This window comes from Nitrospira sp. T9, assembly GCF_052156535.1.
Classification (GTDB): domain Bacteria; phylum Nitrospirota; class Nitrospiria; order Nitrospirales; family UBA8639; genus Nitrospira_E.
Window position 1 is genome coordinate 261,741 of sequence record NZ_JBQKUP010000035.1, and the last position, 17,254, is coordinate 278,994.

Annotated in this window: 19 protein-coding genes; 10 read left to right on the plus strand and 9 right to left on the minus strand. The window is 53.4% G+C overall.

Going from position 1 to position 17,254, the window contains the following annotated elements; translation table 11 throughout:
• Nucleotides 1-58 precede the first annotated feature (58 nt).
• Nucleotides 59-895 (plus strand): hypothetical protein, encoded by an 837-nt coding sequence (locus ACTRXD_RS11650; protein WP_442431974.1) that lies wholly within the window; start codon nt 59-61, stop codon nt 893-895.
• Complete coding sequence (locus tag ACTRXD_RS11655) at nt 879-2,195, plus strand: Ni/Fe hydrogenase subunit alpha (protein ID WP_442431975.1); 1,317 nt, start codon at nt 879-881, stop codon at nt 2,193-2,195. The genes ACTRXD_RS11650 and ACTRXD_RS11655 overlap by 17 nt, the downstream gene beginning before the upstream one ends.
• Nucleotides 2,196-2,390: 195 nt before the next feature.
• Here ACTRXD_RS11655 and ACTRXD_RS11660 read toward each other — a convergent pair whose 3' ends face one another.
• The 6 genes from ACTRXD_RS11660 to ACTRXD_RS11685 all read right to left on the minus strand — a co-directional run bounded on the left by ACTRXD_RS11660 (nt 2,391) and on the right by ACTRXD_RS11685 (nt 9,100).
• Nucleotides 2,391-3,074: a S16 family serine protease gene (locus ACTRXD_RS11660; RefSeq protein ID WP_442431976.1), complete on the minus strand. Its 684-nt coding sequence runs from the start codon at nt 3,072-3,074 to the stop codon at nt 2,391-2,393.
• A 548-nt stretch (nt 3,075-3,622) separates the two neighbouring features.
• The gene (locus ACTRXD_RS11665) at nt 3,623-4,489 is read right to left on the minus strand and encodes a universal stress protein (protein WP_442431977.1); all 867 of its coding nucleotides are present in this window, start codon (nt 4,487-4,489) and stop codon (nt 3,623-3,625) included.
• 111 nt (nt 4,490-4,600) lie between these two features.
• Entirely contained in the window at nt 4,601-6,232 is a 1,632-nt protein-coding gene (locus tag ACTRXD_RS11670; protein ID WP_442432018.1) for an NAD(P)-binding protein, read from the minus strand.
• Nucleotides 6,232-7,227: a thiamine pyrophosphate-dependent enzyme gene (locus tag ACTRXD_RS11675; protein WP_442431978.1), complete on the minus strand. Its 996-nt coding sequence runs from the start codon at nt 7,225-7,227 to the stop codon at nt 6,232-6,234. The genes ACTRXD_RS11670 and ACTRXD_RS11675 overlap by 1 nt, the downstream gene beginning before the upstream one ends.
• Nucleotides 7,228-7,247: 20 nt before the next feature.
• Nucleotides 7,248-8,501, minus strand: a complete 1,254-nt coding sequence (porA, locus tag ACTRXD_RS11680) for a pyruvate ferredoxin oxidoreductase (RefSeq protein ID WP_442431979.1) — start codon at nt 8,499-8,501, stop codon at nt 7,248-7,250.
• Nucleotides 8,502-8,527: 26 nt separating this feature from the next.
• On the minus strand, nt 8,528-9,100 hold the full coding sequence (locus ACTRXD_RS11685; protein WP_442431980.1) for a 2-oxoacid:acceptor oxidoreductase family protein: 573 nt from the start codon (nt 9,098-9,100) through the stop codon (nt 8,528-8,530).
• A 297-nt stretch (nt 9,101-9,397) separates the two neighbouring features.
• Between ACTRXD_RS11685 and ACTRXD_RS11690 the strand changes: the two genes are divergently transcribed.
• From ACTRXD_RS11690 to ACTRXD_RS11705, 4 genes are all read left to right on the plus strand, one after another.
• Nucleotides 9,398-9,886 carry a hypothetical protein gene (locus ACTRXD_RS11690; RefSeq protein ID WP_442431981.1) on the plus strand — a complete coding sequence of 163 codons (489 nt, stop codon included), beginning with the start codon at nt 9,398-9,400 and terminating at the stop codon, nt 9,884-9,886.
• Nucleotides 9,887-10,163: 277 nt separating this feature from the next.
• A complete protein-coding gene (locus ACTRXD_RS11695; protein WP_442431982.1) occupies nt 10,164-12,836 on the plus strand; it encodes a cation-translocating P-type ATPase in 2,673 nt (890 codons plus the stop codon).
• 276 nt (nt 12,837-13,112) lie between these two features.
• On the plus strand, nt 13,113-13,337 hold the full coding sequence (locus tag ACTRXD_RS11700; RefSeq protein ID WP_442431983.1) for a type II toxin-antitoxin system HicB family antitoxin: 225 nt from the start codon (nt 13,113-13,115) through the stop codon (nt 13,335-13,337).
• Nucleotides 13,338-13,367: 30 nt separating this feature from the next.
• On the plus strand, nt 13,368-13,490 hold the full coding sequence (locus ACTRXD_RS11705) for a type II toxin-antitoxin system HicA family toxin (protein ID WP_442432019.1): 123 nt from the start codon (nt 13,368-13,370) through the stop codon (nt 13,488-13,490).
• A 312-nt stretch (nt 13,491-13,802) separates the two neighbouring features.
• Here the strand turns inward: ACTRXD_RS11705 and ACTRXD_RS11710 are convergent, their stop codons facing one another.
• The 3 genes from ACTRXD_RS11710 to ACTRXD_RS11720 all read right to left on the minus strand — a co-directional run bounded on the left by ACTRXD_RS11710 (nt 13,803) and on the right by ACTRXD_RS11720 (nt 16,002).
• Nucleotides 13,803-14,366 carry a c-type cytochrome gene (locus ACTRXD_RS11710; RefSeq protein WP_442431984.1) on the minus strand — a complete coding sequence of 188 codons (564 nt, stop codon included), beginning with the start codon at nt 14,364-14,366 and terminating at the stop codon, nt 13,803-13,805.
• The gene (soxC, locus tag ACTRXD_RS11715; RefSeq protein WP_442431985.1) at nt 14,353-15,630 is read right to left on the minus strand and encodes a sulfite dehydrogenase; all 1,278 of its coding nucleotides are present in this window, start codon (nt 15,628-15,630) and stop codon (nt 14,353-14,355) included. The genes ACTRXD_RS11710 and soxC overlap by 14 nt, the downstream gene beginning before the upstream one ends.
• A gap of 231 nt (nt 15,631-15,861) precedes the next feature.
• Nucleotides 15,862-16,002 carry a hypothetical protein gene (locus ACTRXD_RS11720; protein WP_442431986.1) on the minus strand — a complete coding sequence of 47 codons (141 nt, stop codon included), beginning with the start codon at nt 16,000-16,002 and terminating at the stop codon, nt 15,862-15,864.
• 16 nt (nt 16,003-16,018) lie between these two features.
• On the opposite strand from ACTRXD_RS11720, the gene ACTRXD_RS11725 reads away from it, so the two are divergent.
• The 4 genes from ACTRXD_RS11725 to ACTRXD_RS11740 all read left to right on the plus strand — a co-directional run bounded on the left by ACTRXD_RS11725 (nt 16,019) and on the right by ACTRXD_RS11740 (nt 17,253).
• Nucleotides 16,019-16,177, plus strand: a complete 159-nt coding sequence (locus tag ACTRXD_RS11725) for a cation transporting ATPase C-terminal domain-containing protein (protein WP_442431987.1) — start codon at nt 16,019-16,021, stop codon at nt 16,175-16,177.
• 73 nt (nt 16,178-16,250) lie between these two features.
• Nucleotides 16,251-16,583: a type II toxin-antitoxin system RelE/ParE family toxin gene (locus ACTRXD_RS11730; protein WP_442431988.1), complete on the plus strand. Its 333-nt coding sequence runs from the start codon at nt 16,251-16,253 to the stop codon at nt 16,581-16,583.
• A complete protein-coding gene (locus tag ACTRXD_RS11735) occupies nt 16,580-16,873 on the plus strand; it encodes an addiction module antidote protein (RefSeq protein WP_442431989.1) in 294 nt (97 codons plus the stop codon). The genes ACTRXD_RS11730 and ACTRXD_RS11735 overlap by 4 nt, the downstream gene beginning before the upstream one ends.
• 146 nt (nt 16,874-17,019) lie before the next feature.
• Complete coding sequence (locus ACTRXD_RS11740) at nt 17,020-17,253, plus strand: toll/interleukin-1 receptor domain-containing protein (protein ID WP_442431990.1); 234 nt, start codon at nt 17,020-17,022, stop codon at nt 17,251-17,253.
• Nucleotide 17,254: the final 1 nt, after the last annotated feature.

The window sequence follows — 17,254 nt, forward strand, 5'->3', positions numbered from 1 at the left end:
TTCTCTGCTGTGGGTGTTCAAAAATGGGATTTTGCCTGTTTAATAGCCGGTGATGAATATGAACGAAACAACCGCCGCAACTCAGCATCCTTCAACCAGGCCTCGCCCCCGGATTGCGGTGGTGAAGTTTGCTTCTTGTGACGGATGCCAGTTAAGCATCCTGAATATGGAGGACGATTTACTGGCGTTGGGAGAGGCCTTCGACATCGCCTATTTTCCCGAAGCCTCCAGCAATATGCAGCCTGGCCCGTATGATATTACCTTCGTTGAAGGCTCCATTACCTGTCCTGAAGATCTTTCTCGAGTTCTCGATCTCCGGCAACAGACAACCACCTTGATCACCATCGGTGCCTGTGCGACTTCCGGCGGCATTCAGGCTCTTCGGAACTGGGGCGATGTGGAAGCCTTCAAGCGAACGGTATATCCCAGCCCAGAATACATCCACAGCCTAAGCACATCGACTCCTATTTCCGAACACGTCAAGGTGGACTATGAATTGTGGGGATGCCCGATTGATAAGCCACAACTCCTTCGAGTGCTCACCGATTTGCTGAGAGGCGTCACTCCCAGCATTCCCGCGCACAGTGTATGCCTGGACTGTAAACGCCAGGGACATGTCTGCGTCCTGGTCGCGAAGGGACTGCCCTGCCTTGGACCGGTGACGCGTACCGGGTGCGGGGCCATCTGCCCCGCTATGGGCCGGGAGTGTTATGGGTGCTTTGGCCCGGCCGAACAGGATTCAGTGATTCCCGGAGTGCCCCCAAACACCGGATCTCTGGCCAAACAATTTCATGAGCACCTGCAACTCATTCCTCTGGACATGGTTCGCCGTTTTCGAGGAATCAACGGATCGGTTCAGCCGTTCCAAAAGGAAAGTGATGCCTGGGAATCCTGATAAATCAAGAACCATCAAAATCGACATGATGGCCAGGGTAGAAGGGGAAGGAGCCCTTCATATCACTGTCCAGGATGGTCAGGTCCGGGATGTGCAACTCCGGATTTTTGAGCCTCCTCGTTTTTTTGAAGCCTTCCTCCAGGGACGTCACGTCACCGAAGTGCCCGATATCGTGGCCCGTATTTGCGGTATCTGTCCTGTGGCGTATCAAATGAGTGCGGTCCATGCGCTGGAACAAATCTTCGGTGTGGAGATGCCACAAAGCCTTCGCGATTTACGTCGACTCCTGTATTGCGGGGAATGGATCGAAAGTCATGTTCTGCACATTTATATGCTCCAGGGCCCGGATTTCTTAGGATTCGACAGCGGGCTTGAGATGGCCCGTTCACACCCCGATCTTGTGAAGCGAGGGCTTCGAATGAAGAAGGCGGGCAATGATCTGTTAACGCTGTTAGGGGGACGATCGGTGCATCCGGTTTCGGTGAAGATTGGCGGATTCTCTCAAGTGCCGACAAGGAATGCCTTACATGGGCTGAAGGACGAATTCCTTTGGGCCAGAGATGCCGCTACGGAAACGCTTCGGTGGGTGAGCGGGTTTGAATTTCAAGATCCCGAACAGGCCTATACCTTCCTCGCCCTCCGGGGACCTTCTGAATATCCGATGAATGAAGGCGACGTCGTCACCAATCGAGGGCACCGCATGGCCGCATCGGAGTTTGAACACCATTTCCATGAAGAACAAGTACCCTATTCCAATGCCCTCCACTGCACGTTGAATGGACAATCTTATCTCACAGGGCCGTTAGCCCGGCTCGCTCTCAACCAGCACCAGCTTTCGTTGTTAGCCAAAGACGTCTTACAGAGCACGGGATTAGTCCTCCCGTTCAACCGCGCGTCCATGGGTATCGTGGCGCGATCGGTGGAAGTGCTCTATGCCTTTGACGAAGCCCTTCGACTCATTGACCAGTATGAGCGGCCACCTGCTCCAGACGTTCCAGTGACACTCCGCGCCGGAACCGGTATGGCCGCGACCGAAGCCCCGCGAGGCCTTTTATACCATCGTTATGAGGTCAAGGCTGATGGAACCGTTCACCTCGCCAGGATTGTGCCGCCAACCTCCCAAAATCAACGCCGCATGGAGGACGATCTTCGAAACCTCCTGCCAGGCATCCTTCACCTCAACGATCAGGAAACCGCGATGAAATGCGAAGAACTGATTCGCAGTTATGATCCTTGCATCTCCTGCGCAACACATTTTTTAACACTGACCAAAGAAAACCTTCCTCCGGCGATGTCATAATTCCCATAAAGAATTGCTGAAGGGAATTCGCAAGCGGAAGGAACAATTCAACCGATAGGGTTTTGGCCTGTTGGCGCAATTTAAGAATATTTCCTTAATTGTGGGGGTATTTCCTTGAGGTTTGCCGCAAAGAACCTGGGAAGGATGCCGGAATCCATCGTACCCGGCAACTGCAGGAAAACTGAAAGGGAGGTCTTAAGGAAGGGTCGCCAAATGATGCCCGGTCAGCCCAAAGTAGGCTTCATCGACCGTCCCAACAGGGGAGACCTGCATCAAAAACGGGGTACGCCAATCTCCATCCCGTACATCATACTCGCTGGGAACCAACACACGCTCAAAGTGATTTTCGTAGGCAGCTAGGATTTTGAGTTGAAGCCCTCCCACCGCTCCGATCGATCCTCTTTCCGTGATCGTTCCGGTGAGGGCCCGACCTTCCAGGAGATGATCTCCCTTGATCATGGACACCACGCTCAGGCCCACCATGGCCGAAAGGCTTTCCCCATATACCGTGAGACCGGTATAGGGAAATTTCAGGAGGACAGTCCAGGATTCAGACGGAAGATGGGCAGCAGCCAGCGCCCGAGTGATGGCCGCATGGATCGACTGACGGGCAAATAAGGAAAAATTTCCTGGTTCGGTATGGAATTGGATTTGAAGGCCGTTATGATCCTGCCGCTCATAGACATCAATCACCACCTGGCTCACCATGCCCACCGGCCTGAATTGTTTGTTGAGAGATGTCCCCAGGATGGGAATGATCAGATGCGGAATCTGATGAACAGACGGACTAGCCCCAAGACTGTTGGCACACACCACATTAAGGGTCAAGACTAACCCCAGAAGCAGTGAGACCTTCTTCCTATCCGTTTTATTAATCATATATTGATATCCTTTTAACAAAAGAGGAAATACCCCTCTTTTTTATACCTTTATTCTATTATAACGGACAATCTAGTTTTTTGTCGCCTGTCAGCTTCTGAGCGCCTCGAAGGCACCACCAACTAATACGGCCTTCTAATATTCCTCCAGCACCCTCATATGTTGGGCCGGAATACCCCAAATACACAAATATTTAAAAGAACTTAATATCCCCAGCAGATTCTTCAGGAATGTGGCCTGAACAGGCCGAAAAATTTGGCGGGACCGGGGAGCCAGTTTTCAGTCTACCATTCCAAAGGGACCAGATCGACCTCTTCAGGGAGTGCAGCCGGACAGGGTTGCACAATCGACAAAAAATGTGTTGCCAGCGGATGCAGGAGGACGTGCGAATGAAATCGAGATTGCCCTTACTGGCAGGGGCTGGGACACCAAAACACCAGATAGAGAAAAACTAACACGCCTATCGCAATTGCACCAAAAAGGTACCAGGTTTTATGCATACAACCTCGGAAACGGATTATTTGTCCAGATTGATCCTGTAAACCGGATCATTCACGCACAAACAAAATTGAAGACTCAGTGTGATGCACCACGGAATGGGAGACGCTTCCCAAAAGAAAGCGACTCACGCCGGATCGGCTATGTGTCCGCATCAGGATCACATCAGCAGCATATTTGTTCGCTTCCTCAATGATCGTGGGTGAGGGTGCCCCGACCACGACAACCCCTTTGGCCTCATGCCCCATCTGCTTCAATTCCGCGCTGAGCCCGTTCGTAAATTTCTCCCCATAGGCGATCATCTCTTTTCGAAATTCCGGAGAAATCATCGCACCCACCGGCCAGACCGGTTCTGAAAACGGAATGACATGCAGAACGGTCGCAGTGATCGGCTCCCGGAAGGGCTTCTTTTTCAAAAACCGCACGACAATTTCGCCGTCTTCCTGACTTTCAACAGGAATTAATACTTGCTGGATCTTGCGAGTGGGCTTCTTAATGATCAGAGTCGAACACGACGCATGCGTCATCACACGATGCGAAACGCTCCCCAACATTTGCTCTCGAATCTGACCAATACCCCTGGCGCCCAATACCACGAGATCGATTCCCTTTTCCTTGACCATGGTAAGAATGACCTCGGCAGGAGTACCCATTTCCAGTCGTCTCATGACTGATCCCGGATGAAGAGGCAGGAGGGACAATGCCTGCTCAATGATCCGTTCTCCTTCTTCCCTCATCGCTTTGTCCACCGCCAACCTCAAATCTTTCGCGATCCCCGCCCCGATGGACGGATAGGGGATACCCGGCACATTCACCACATGTAATACCATCAGGCTCTCCGCCGGGCTCAGCGCTTCAAACGCACGTATCGCATCGACCGATTGATCCGATCCATCAACTGCTAATAGGTATTTCATACATCGTCTCCCGGGTGTGACACATCCTTTGTGCCGTGTGTATTGCTGTCAAATAACTCCTCACACCTGTTCCAACTATCAAACTCCGGTGTGTGCACAATTATTCTGTTCCTATCTGACTTCCTTAACCATATCAATGGCGCCGCAGGGACATTCTTCCGCGCACACCCCACATCCCTTGCAATAGTCATAATTCACTTCGTACCGTTGACCGGGACCCAATTTGATAATGGCATTGTCCGGACACACGCCATAACAGGTATCGCACTCAAAGCAATTTCCGCAAGAGAGACAGCGTCGGGCTTCGAGCAACGCCGTGTCCGTATCCAACCCGCCAACCACTTCTTCAAAGCTGGCGCGACGCCTGGCCAGATCCAGGTAGGGCTGCCGATTCTTATCCGCATCGGTGTAATACCAGGTATTGAGCCGGTCATACGTCGCAACGGTATTGGGCGATGATTTCCGGTACTCACTTCCGCGGAGATACGCATCAATATGCCGTGCCGCTTTTTTCCCATGGCCCGTGGCCACCGTCACCGTACGCTCTGCAGGAACCATATCTCCCCCGGCAAACACTCCCGCACGCCCGGTCATCATTGAGGCATCGACTTGAATCACCCCATCGGACGAAATATTTAATCCCGGCACATTCTCTAAAAACCCGGTATCCACTTCCTGGCCCACCGCCAAAATAACCGTGTCGGCTTCCAAGGTCTCAATCCGCCCGGTGGGTTGCGGGCGCCCCTGCTCATCCAGCGTCATCTCTTCAACGGTCAACGTCGTATTGTCCACTTGTCTGATGGTATGCAGCCATCGGGTCAGCACCCCCTCCTCCAAGGCTTCTTCCACTTCAAAATCATGGGCGGGCATATGCCCGCGATCACGCCGATAAATCAGGATCGTTTCATCGGCACCCAGGCGCTTGGCGGTTCGCGCAGCATCAATAGCCGTATCACCTCCACCATAGACGACGACCCGCCGACCGATCTTGGGAACAGTCTGGCCATCCATTCCTTTAAGAAATCCCAAGACATCGATCATCCGGCCGGCATCCCGGCCGGGAATATCAACCCGCTTACTCAGATGAGCCCCAATGGCCAGAAACACGGCATCGAATCCGCCCTCTTTGATGGTCGTTTCTAAATGATCGACTTTTTGATTCAGATGGATCGAAACGCCCATGGCGACAATTCTTGCAATTTCGGCGTCAAGGACATTCCGTGGCAGACGGTATTGCGGAATCCCGAACCGCATCATGCCTCCCGGCTTCGGCCCCGCTTCAATGATTGTCACAGCATGTCCCAAACGGGCGAGATGATACGCAGCAGAAAGACCGCTCGGGCCCGCGCCGACTACCAGGACCCGCTTTCCGGTTGCCACGCCCGCCTCCACCTGCCAACCCTGCTCAATTGCGTAATCGCCTAAAAATCGCTCAACGGCATGAATGCTCACGGGCTCATCGAGCTGGCCCCGATTACAGGCGGTTTCACACGGGTGATAACACACTCGACCATGAATTGCCGGAAAAGGATTCTCTTCCATAATTTTTCGCCAGGCCTGTTCATATTTCCCTTCCTCCGCCTCATACAACCAGCCTTGAATATTTTCGCCAGCCGGGCAGCCTTGATTGCAGGGCGGAAGGTGATCAACATAGATCGGACGCATCGTCCGCCAGTTGCCCGTATGATTGGCCAGACTTGAAGCGGGGTTCAAGGTAATGGCAAAGGGTTTCTGTTCCATCATCATGCCTTTACAGGAAGTAGCTGATACCGGTGAATATTTGCATCCGCCATCGCCTGAATCGCGTCAAGAGCACACTCGTCCCGTGGATGCAAAAGATGTTTGAACCGACCTTGGAGTTCGAGGTATTGCTCGACAGGGACTTGTTTTCTAATAGGTGTTCGATCGGTCACTTCTCCCCCTTCGGCTTCAATCAAGGGGAAAAGGCCACTTTCCACCGCCAGGCGGGCGACCTTGATCGTATGCGCAGGATCGGACTTCCAGCCTAGCGGACAGGGCACATGGATATGAATATACCGTGCGCCCCTGAAGTTCATCGCCTTCGTCACTTTGGCTTCCAGATCATGGAGATCGGCCACCGAGGCCGTGGCCACATAGGGAATACCGTGGGCCATCGCAATGCGTGGCAGGTTTTTTCCAATGCCCATGGGGTTGCCGGGGTCGGTTCCCACGGCCTGCGTGGTATTGGTCCAGGCTCGTGGCGGGGTGGATCCCGAACGCTGCACTCCCGTGTTCATGTAGGCCTCGTTGTCGTAACAGACATACAACACGTCATCATTGCGTTCGAACATTCCCGACAAACACCCGAACCCGATATCAACCGTCGCACCATCTCCACCCTGGGCGATGACTCGGATATCCGTCCTGCCTTTGGCCCGCAGGGCTGCCGCCACGCCGCTCGCCACCGCCGGTGCATTCCCGAACAACGAATGCAGCCAGGGAATCTGCCAGGCACTTTCCGGATAGGGACTGGAAAAGACCTCCAAACAGCCGGTGGCATTCACCGCAACCATCTGCTGATGCGTGGCGCGCATTACCGCATCAAGGGCATAGCGGGCGCCCAGCGCTTCACCGCATCCCTGGCAGGCGCGATGGCCGGAATTGAGTGAATTCGTTCGATCCATCCCGGCTTGCACCGTGCGATCGGATTCATCCAGTAACCGGTTGCCAACCGTGAAGGTTCCCGTTTGATAAAATTTCACTCGTTGATAAGACATACCGGCCTCACGACTAAAAATTAAATGGGCGATGCGCCGGGAACACCGATTTCCCGGAGAATATTTTCTGCGGTGGGCCCCGAACGCCGCTGCGCCTGCTGTCTGGTCAATTCCCGATTAATGGCGTCCCAATTCAGATCGAGGAAATGCGGTTCCTCCAAACCCTCCAGGCATGCTTGCTTCACCGTATCGATGACCGAGGCTTTCGGAATCGGGCGACCTCCGAGTCCGGCGATCACGGTATCCACGATAGTTGGTAATCCCCGCAGTGCCATCTTCACATCGCTGGACACGATGCCACCCTTTCCCACCGCCAGGTCTTTTTCAAAAACAATGATCCGCTTGGCATCCTGAACAACGTGGCGAAGAGCATGGGAGGGGAAGGGACGAAATGCACAGAGCGCAATAGAACCGACCGGCCATCCTTCTTTCCGCAAATCATCCACCGCGTCTTTAATGGTACCGTTCACCGATCCCAGTGCCACCAGAATGGTTTCCGCCCCATCCGTGTGATAGGCCTTCAACAGTCCACCAGACCGACGCTGAAAAATATCCTCAAAAGCCCGAGAGAGTCGTGGGATCGCCTCTAACGCTCGCAAATGCTTGTCATGCGCGAGATAACGCACCTCGGCATAGGCTTCCGGTCCGACCATTGCGCCAATGGACACCGGGTCTTGCGGATCTAACACTTGAACAGGTTCAAACGCCGGCAGGAAGGCATCCACCTGCTCTTGCGTGGGAAGGTCCACCACCTCATAGGCATGGGTGAGGATATAGCCATCCATGCAGACCATCACCGGACAACTGAGTTCCTCAGCCAGGCGAAACGCTTGAATATGAAGATCGACGGCTTCTTGATTATCTTCCGCAAACAATTGAATCCAGCCGGCATCCCGCATGGACATGCTATCCGAATGATCGTTCCAAATATTAATCGGCGCGCCGAGGGCGCGATTGGCAATGGTCATGACAATGGGAAGGCCCAATCCCGCCGCGTTATAGACGGCCTCGGCCATAAACAAAAGACCCTGGCTTGTCGTCGCGGTGTAGGTTCGCGCGCCCATGGCCGAGGAGCCGATCAGCACGCTTAAGGCGCCGAATTCCGATTCGACATTCAGGAATTGGCAATTGCCGATTTCTCCGGCTTTCACCTTACGTGAAAGGGTTTCGACAATATGGGTTTGAGGAGAGATCGGATAACAGGCCATCACTTCAGGCCGACATAAGGCGACGGCATGGGCCACGGCTTGAGATCCTTCAATATGATGTTTCATGGTCGTCTGTTGATTCCTCGATTGAATTACACCTTGGCCAGATTTGCCGCAACATAATCATACACCTCTCCGGCCACCGCCCCGTTCAATTCTCCAATCCTTCCCGGAAACTTTTCTGTGATCGCCTGATTTACGGAAGCTTTGCTGACTTCCCCGGTCAGGGCCGCATAACCAGCCACCATCCCGATATTGGCAAACGGTCGCCCCAGATGCTTCATGGCCAGATCGGATGCCGGAAGCGTATGCATCTGCGTTCCGGGATGTTGGGCAACAAAGTCCGTAAGATGAAGCGCGTCGACATCTCGTGTAGAATTAATGAGAACAAAGGCTGACAACGCCAACCCGGCAAAGACATTCACCTGATGCAGCAGTGTGGAGTCCTGTATGAGCAGGACATCCGGATGATAGACCGGCTCCCGACTGCGTATGGGGTGAGAATCAATCCGGCAGAATGCGGTTACCGGCGCACCGGTCCGTTCAGATCCAAAACTGGGAAAGGCCTGAGCTTCCTTCCCATCCCGGAATGCCGCTAGCGCAAGCAGCTCCGCAGCAGTCACCACGCCCTGCCCTCCTCTGCCATGTATACGGATTTGGATCATCGGCCTCCCATCAATTCGCCTGAATGTATCCCTGTCGCTAGTACTCACTGATAATACATTTGGCAAGAGATATGCCTTATTTTGTGAGAACTTGAAATGATAGATATAACTAGCAAAACCTCAACAATCTTGAACAGGTCCAAAGCAGTGACCTGGAACATTGGGGAAAAGAGGTACAGTCAAAATCATTAGTCATGTAGAATAATGCCCCAGTTGATTCCCTAAATGAAGTCCATTCATTCCTGAACGCAGCGAGGCAGATGTCCACAGGTTATTGAAAAATTAAGGAGACTCCAATTGTCATCTTCACCATTTTCCTCAAAAAATCTTTGCCGGATTACTCTCATGCTCTGGATAGTCAGCGCCGCCTTGCTGGGCTGGTTTTTCATTCAAGGGTCGACCACCCCTTCAGCCGATGGCCGAACTGTTGTACATCTTGCTCCAACCGAACGTGACTTTATCCTGACGGAAATGCGGCAACTCCTTCAGGCCGTGCATGGCGTCGTGACGGGCCTGAGCGATCCTGACCAGACCCAAGGACATGCTCAGGCTGCAGCGGCTGCCCGTTCGGCCGGAATGAAGATGGCCGTAGACGACAATCCCTCGCTCATGCTTAAACTTCCTCTTCCCCTCAAACAGCTTGGAATGTCCGTACATCGTGATTTTGACGAATTGGCGGACGCGATCACCGGGGACACGACATCACAGGACATTCTTCAACGCCTGTCGACTATCACGACCAGATGCCTGGCATGCCACGAGATGTATCAAATTAAAGAGGGATAACTTATAAGTTTCACCGGCCAGGCACGACTTGCTAAATGCGCTGAATGATCAATAAGAAACACCCATCCTATAAGGCTATGTCATCCTGAGTGGAACGAAGGATCTGGCAAAGGCATGGGATCGTCAATCTGGACACAGATCCTTCGCCATGGTCTCAGGATGACCACGACTAATCTGGTCAATTATTCGTCCCATTTGTAATTGATGAAATTAAAGTTATGACGCCGCACATACTCACCAATGTTCCAAACACTTCTGAAGACACATTCCAGCCAAGATGACCAACACCCCCAACAATAGAGCGGAGACCCCTCGCGCATCGCCAAGCGACACGGTCTGGCATACTCTTTCTTTCCCGGATGTGAGTCAACGGCTGGATGTCGATCCTCACAACGGGCTGAATACCGGGGAGGCCCGCCGCCGATTGCAACAGCATGGCCAAAACACCATTCCCGAACACCGCCAGCGCAGTCTCGCGCGAATCTTCGTTGATCAATTCACCGATTTTATGATCCTGGTGCTTATTGGGGCCGCCATTGTCTCGGGCATGTTGGGGGAGCGACTGGATGCACTGGCGATTGTCATCATCGTGGTGCTCAACGGTATCATTGGATTTGTGCAGGAATATCGGGCGGACCGCGCCATGCAAGCCATCAAAAAGCTCGCCACACCGACCACGCGCGTTCGACGTGAGCAACAGGTCGCCTCGCTCTCCACGCTCGATGTAGTACCGGGCGACATCGTTCTGCTGGAAGCCGGAGATCTCATCCCTGCCGATCTTCGATTAGTCGAAGCCGTTCAACTCAAAACGGATGAATCCGCGCTCACAGGCGAGAGCGTTCCGGTAGACAAACAGACCGACCCGCTTGAGGACTTGAAGCTGCCCCTGGGTGATCGGCGCAATATGGCCTATAAAGGCACGCTCCTGACATATGGGCGCGGCACAGGGATCGTCATTGGCACCGGCCTCAAGACCGAGCTAGGACAAATCGCGTCGCTCCTGCATAAGGACGAAGACATCAAAACGCCCTTGCAACAACGCCTGGCGGTGTTTGGACGACGCTTGGCGATGGCCGTTCTAGGAATCTGTGTCGTGTTATTTGCTGTGGGCGTCTGGCGGGGTGAGCCGCCGGTGCTCATGTTCCTGACGGCCGTGAGTCTGGCCGTGGCCGCGATTCCTGAAGCCTTACCAGCCGTCGTCACCATTTCGCTGGCCTTGGGCGCACGAAAAATGGCGCGAAAGCAGGCGTTGATCCGGCGACTGCCCGCTGTGGAAACCTTAGGCTCCGTCACCTATATTTGCTCCGATAAAACAGGCACGCTCACACAAAACTCCATGCGTGTGGAGCAGATATCGGTGGCCGGGAACATCCTGCGCCCATCTGCGGGCAGACAACCCGACAGCGACGCCGACCTCCACAATCCCATTCATCTGTTTTTTCTGGGGTTGGCGCTCAACAACGATGCAAACGCACAGACCGAAGGCCAGACCTTGGGTGATCCCACGGAAGTGGCCTTGTATCTGGCGGCCGTTGAGGCCGGGTACGACAAAGGCACATTAGAGGCCACAAATCCCCGCATAGAAGAAATCCCCTTCGACTCAGATCGCCAATGCATGACGACAATGCATCGCATGCCGACGGGCACCATCTCTTTTACCAAAGGATCGCCGGAAAAACTTCTTCCGCTTTGCCAATCCATGCTCACACAGACCAACCCTGTGTCACTAGACATCGGCAGTCTATTAGAGCAGGCCGAACAGATGGCCAATGAAGGCTTGCGGGTGTTGGGGGTGGCCTATCGGCAATGGGATCAAGCACCCACGGAAATGACTTCCTCGACTGTCGAACGCGAACTCATCTTCCTCGGATTTGCCGGCATGATGGATCCGCCACGGGAAGAAGCCGCGAAGGCGGTCGCCCTCTGCCAATCGGCAGGTATCACCCCCGTCATGATCACCGGCGATCACCCCGGCACCGCCCAAGCCATTGCCTCACGCGTTGGCATTATCAATAAGGACACCAAGGTGCTGACCGGCCAGGAACTGGAACACCGTTCTCCTAAAGAACTGGCGCAACTGGTTGAGCATACCCGGGTCTATGCCCGCATTACACCCACGCAAAAAATTGCCATCGTCAAAGCCTTGCAAAACAGAGGAGAGTTTGTCGCGATGACCGGTGACGGGGTGAATGACGCCCCCGCATTGAACCAGGCCAACATCGGCATTGCGATGGGGAAAACCGGCACCGACGTGGCCCGGGAAGCCTCCGACATGATTTTGTTAGATGATAACTTTGCGACTATTGTCACCGCTGTCCGGGACGGACGCCGGATTTATGACAACATCCGCAAATTTGTGAAATATACGATGACAAGCAATTCCGGAGAAATCTGGACGATTTTCCTGGCACCCTTATTCGGCCTGCCGATTCCCCTGCTCCCGATCCAGATCTTATGGATCAATCTCGTCACCGACGGCTTACCAGGCCTCGCTCTCGCCATGGAACCTGAAGAACGCCACATCATGCAGCGCCCACCCCGCCCACCGAATGAAAGCATCTTTGCCGGTGGCCTCTGGCAACATATCTTGTGGGTAGGCCTGCTCATGGGCGGCGTGTCGCTGGCCATCGAAATGTGGGCCTATAAGGCTAATCAAGAACAATGGCAAACCATGGTGTTCACCGTACTGACCCTGTCCCAGATGGGACATGTGCTAGCCATTCGAGCAGAGCAGGATTCATTTCTCCAGCGAGGGCCGTTGAGCAATCTCTGGTTATTGGGAGCCGTCCTCCTCACGTTTGCCCTTCAGATGGCCACCATCTACGTGCCTATCCTCAATCCCATCTTCCATACCATGCCCTTAACCCTGGACCAACTCGGCCTCTGCCTCATCCTTTCAACAATCGTGTTTTTTGCCGTGGAACTCGAAAAATGGGTTAGACGGATTTGATCTCCTTGCCATAACCTGGAACTTGTTTCGTCATCCTACCAGTACATTAGTTCACATTGAAAAGAGCATAGGGGATGAGTTCCGCTTGACATGGTCTTATCCGTGGCCTAGCCTTAACCAACTTTCCTATCAAAAATTTAAGAAGCGAAATGTAGTGGTCTATTGTGAGAAAATTCACGTCCATGTGAACGATCTGGCCAAATACGAAAAATAATAAAACCGTGATGGCCAGATTTTTAGTGGTCATTTAGTCTCAAATAACGGGGAGGACAATCAATGGGGACAAGCAGCTATACTGCGATTGTCGAAAAAGAGGGCGATCTGTACGTGGCGCTTTGTCCTAAGTTGGATGTGGCCAGCCAAGGAACCTCCGTGGAAGAAGCGACAGCCAATTTAAAGGAAGCAGTAGAAATGTTCCTCGAATGCGCGGACCCTGACGAGATCGGGCGTCGTCTTCACACCGAAGTGTATGTACCGCGATTCGAAGCCGCGCATGGGTAAGCTGCGGGTTCTCTCTGGGAAAGAAGTAAAATACTCGAAAAACAAAGATTTGCGGAAGTTCGCCGACGGGGAAGCCACATCATCATGCAGTGCCGCACTGACGCAGGAACAGTCACAGTGCCGGTTCCGGATCATCCAATACTTGCAGTTTGAACGCTCCGTTCCATCATCCGGCAGAGCGGTCTGGTCCGCAATCTCTTCGAATCCTGATACACCCCATTTTCGACATCAAAACTGCATATAGGTCTTTCAACCATCATTTTTTCCGTTGAGCACGAAAAATAGGTCCGGCGTCACGGCTGGCTGGCCCAACAACCCGCTAACCCAAATTATCAATTTTCTAATGAAGTATCTGCTTAGGAAGGTGGGCATCCGGACGGGCCGCAGCTGTTCTTCGGAGCCGTTGCAAACAAAGACGATGGACAGAATGCACGGGACACGTTCTGAAGTGATTACGAACGAAGATTACCTGGACACATCCGGTCTGGGATCCGGCACAAACCCGTTGCGGTTCGGCATGTGAACAGCGGGCAGTGTCCCGGCATCCAACACCGTCCCGGTCGAGATGATGTTGTTTTGATACAGCAACCAGGCCACGACTGCATACACTTCGTCATTCGTGAGGGATTGTGGCGCGTTGAACGGCATCGCGCGACGAATATAGTCATAGAGCGTGGTAGCATAGGGCCAATAACTGCCGATCGTCTTGATCGGTTGTCGACTGGCAAGCGTGCCCTGTCCACCGACGAGGCGATCCATCGGCCCTTCCCGGCCGGTCATCCCATGACAGGATGCGCACTTCCCGGCAAACACAGTATCGCCCTGGCTCACCGTTCCCTGGCCGGCGGGAAGGCCGGCACCGGTCGGGCGGACATCAATATTCCAGCCTTGCAGTTCACGGTCGGAAGGCGCATGGCCGAATCCATAACCCGTGATCGAGTGCGCTTCAGCGGCCGTAGCCAACCCCTTCTGCCATCCTAGGCCAAGCGTGATCACAAGAACCGCCGCAACTAAATTAAACCTGAACATTGGTGACGTGCCCCTCCCGCGAGATCTTCCAGCTCTGAATCGCATTGTTATGATAGTCAGAGTTCATTCCCCGGACTGCGATCAACGCTGTACGTGCGGGTTGCACGTAACCGGTTTCATCGATACAGCGGCTTTGCAGGATTGTCTCTTCTCCATCCCAGCGCCAGGAAAACCGAAATCTGGTGTGACATTTAGGAAGAACCGGTTCCTGTAGCTGCGCCTCTTCCCACGAACGTCCTCCGTCCGTGCTAACCTCTGCCTTCATCACCGACCCGCGACCACTCCAAGCAAGACCCCTCACTTCAATAAAGCCGGGGCGGACCTTTTGGCCACCGGAAGGAGTGGTGATGACGGACTTGGCCTCCATGACCATCGTGAATTGTCGTGCGCTGCCGTCGGGCATCAAATCGGTATACCGGGATGTTTCCTCCCTTGTCATGAACGGTGCCGTTCCCAGCTTCAGTCGACGCAGCCACTTAATACAGGTGTTGCCTTCCCAACCGGGAATGACCAGTCGTAGCGGATACCCTTGCTCCGGCCTAAGCGCCTCACCGTTTTGCGCATAACAGAGAAGGCCCTCCTCCACGATGTCGGCCACCGGCAGACTACGCGTCATGACCGCCGCGTCACTGCCTTCCGCCAACATCCAGGTCGCCTCCGGTTTTATACCGACTTCTTTGAGGACTGTCTCCAGCCGCACCCCCGTCCATTCACTTGTACTCGTAAGCCCATGGGTCTGTTGGGCCGTCTGTCCGGTCGGAGCCCGCCATTCAGGTCCGGAATTTCCCGAACATTCGATAAAAACGAGTCGCGAGACGGAGGGAAACCGTTTCAGGTCATCCATGGATAGAATCAACGGCCGATCGACCAGACCATGAACAAGGAGCTTATGATGCGACGGATCGATCAACGGCACCCCATTGTGGTGACGCTCGAAGTGTAAGGAAGCAGGAGTGACCACGCCCTCAAGATCTTGCAGAGGGGTAAAAGACCCCCACCAGGACTTCACCACACGCTCACTCTTTTCGAACGGCGAGCGCTGACCGTACAGGGTGGGCGGGGTACCGGGTACTCTGGTCGGATCGGTCGGCACCGATGACTCTTCTGCCCGCAAAGGGCTCAAGATAGCTTGAGCCGCCGTCAGTCCGCCGGCAGTGAATGCTTGGCACAGCAGGGCGCGACGACTGAGTGGCCGGCTGCCGGGAATATCGGCGGGCGGCTCCTCTCGTGTTTCTGAAATAGGATCCTCGGGTGCCGGGTGCATAGATGCCCCCCCCATAAACCGGAGCGATGGACGGCCTTGAGTTTGAAAAATCCTGCGCCATATCGCAAGGGTAGATTTCAGACCATCCTACAATCTTCTTCTCATGTGGACAAGCCAATGCCACGCGTCAGGAGTCGGCATTATCAATAAGGACACCACAGTGCTGACCAGCCAGGAGTTGGAACACCGTTCCCCTGAAGAAGCGGCACACTTGTTTGAGCATACCCGCCTCTATACCCGCACTACACCCGCGAAAAAATTGCCATCGTCAAAGCGCTGCAAGCCGGAGGAGAGTTTGTGGCGATGACCGGCGACGGGGTGAATGACGCCACCGCGTTGAACCAGACCAACATCGGCATCGCATTGGGACAAACGGGGAGCCCTTCAGATGGCCACGATCTACGTGTCCTTCCTCAATCCCATCTTTCATACGATGCCCTTAACCCTGGACCAATTAGGCCTCTGCATCATTCTTTCAACAATCGTGTTTTTTGCCGTTGAATTCGAAAAATGGATCAAGCGTCACGGTTGGTTTATCCGACAATAACCAATTGAACTTTTCCCCTCCATCCCGAGCCAATACTTGCCCAATTGTAGCTTATAGGCTACAATTTAAACCTGTGGATGCCACACCCAAAGAACTTAGGATTTTTATCACCGATGAGGGGCGAGAACCATTCAATGAATGGCTTGGTTCCCTTCGAGATATCAAGGCCCGGGCAAAAGCTCGTGTACGCCTGGACCGCATGAGCCCGGGAAATTTTGGTGACTGTCACGGAGTAGGAGAAGGCGTAAAAGAACTGCGTATCGATTTTGGCCCAGGCTATCGCGTCTACTTTGGACAAGAAGAAGCCACAATTGTTTTGCTCCTCTGTGGTGCCGACAAAAGTACCCAAGCCAAAGACATCGAAACCGCAAGGCGATATTGGAATGAATACAGGAGGAGGCCATGAAAAAGAGCAAAGCCTATCAACCAGGCCTGATTGAAAGCCTGCGTGGTGCGAGTGAAGCCGAAGAATATTTGAACGCGGCACTGGAAGAAGACGATCCTGAATTGTTTTTAGTGGCGTTAAGGAATGTAGCCGAAGCTCAAGGGGGCGTGGCAAAACTCGCCGAGAAGTCCAAACTCAATCGTGAAAGCCTGTATAAGATGCTCTCTGGACGCGGCAATCCAGAATTCAGAAGCCTCGATGCACTTTTGCATGCGTTAGGATTCCGTCTCGCCGTAACCGCAAACCGTTAGAACTGAAATATAAGACGCGAAAACAACTCGCTTCCATAGACCACGAAACATTTCAATGATTTAAATGTAAGACTTGAACCAATTTTTCCCTCGCTGAAATGATCTTCGCCAAAACATTTCTTAACAACCTTCACACGGTATAACCGATGCCAGTTTCACCACGTGTATTGATTAGCTATAGCCACGACTCGACAGAACATAAGAAGCGTGTCCTCCAACTTTCAGATGATCTTCGAGCTAACGGCGTAGATTGCAATCTGGACCAATACGAATTATTCCCGGAAGACGGATGGCCTCGTTGGATGAACAACCAAATTGAGCGTGCGGACTTTGTACTTGTCATTTGCACGGAAACATACAACCGTCGAGCTACTGGTTAGG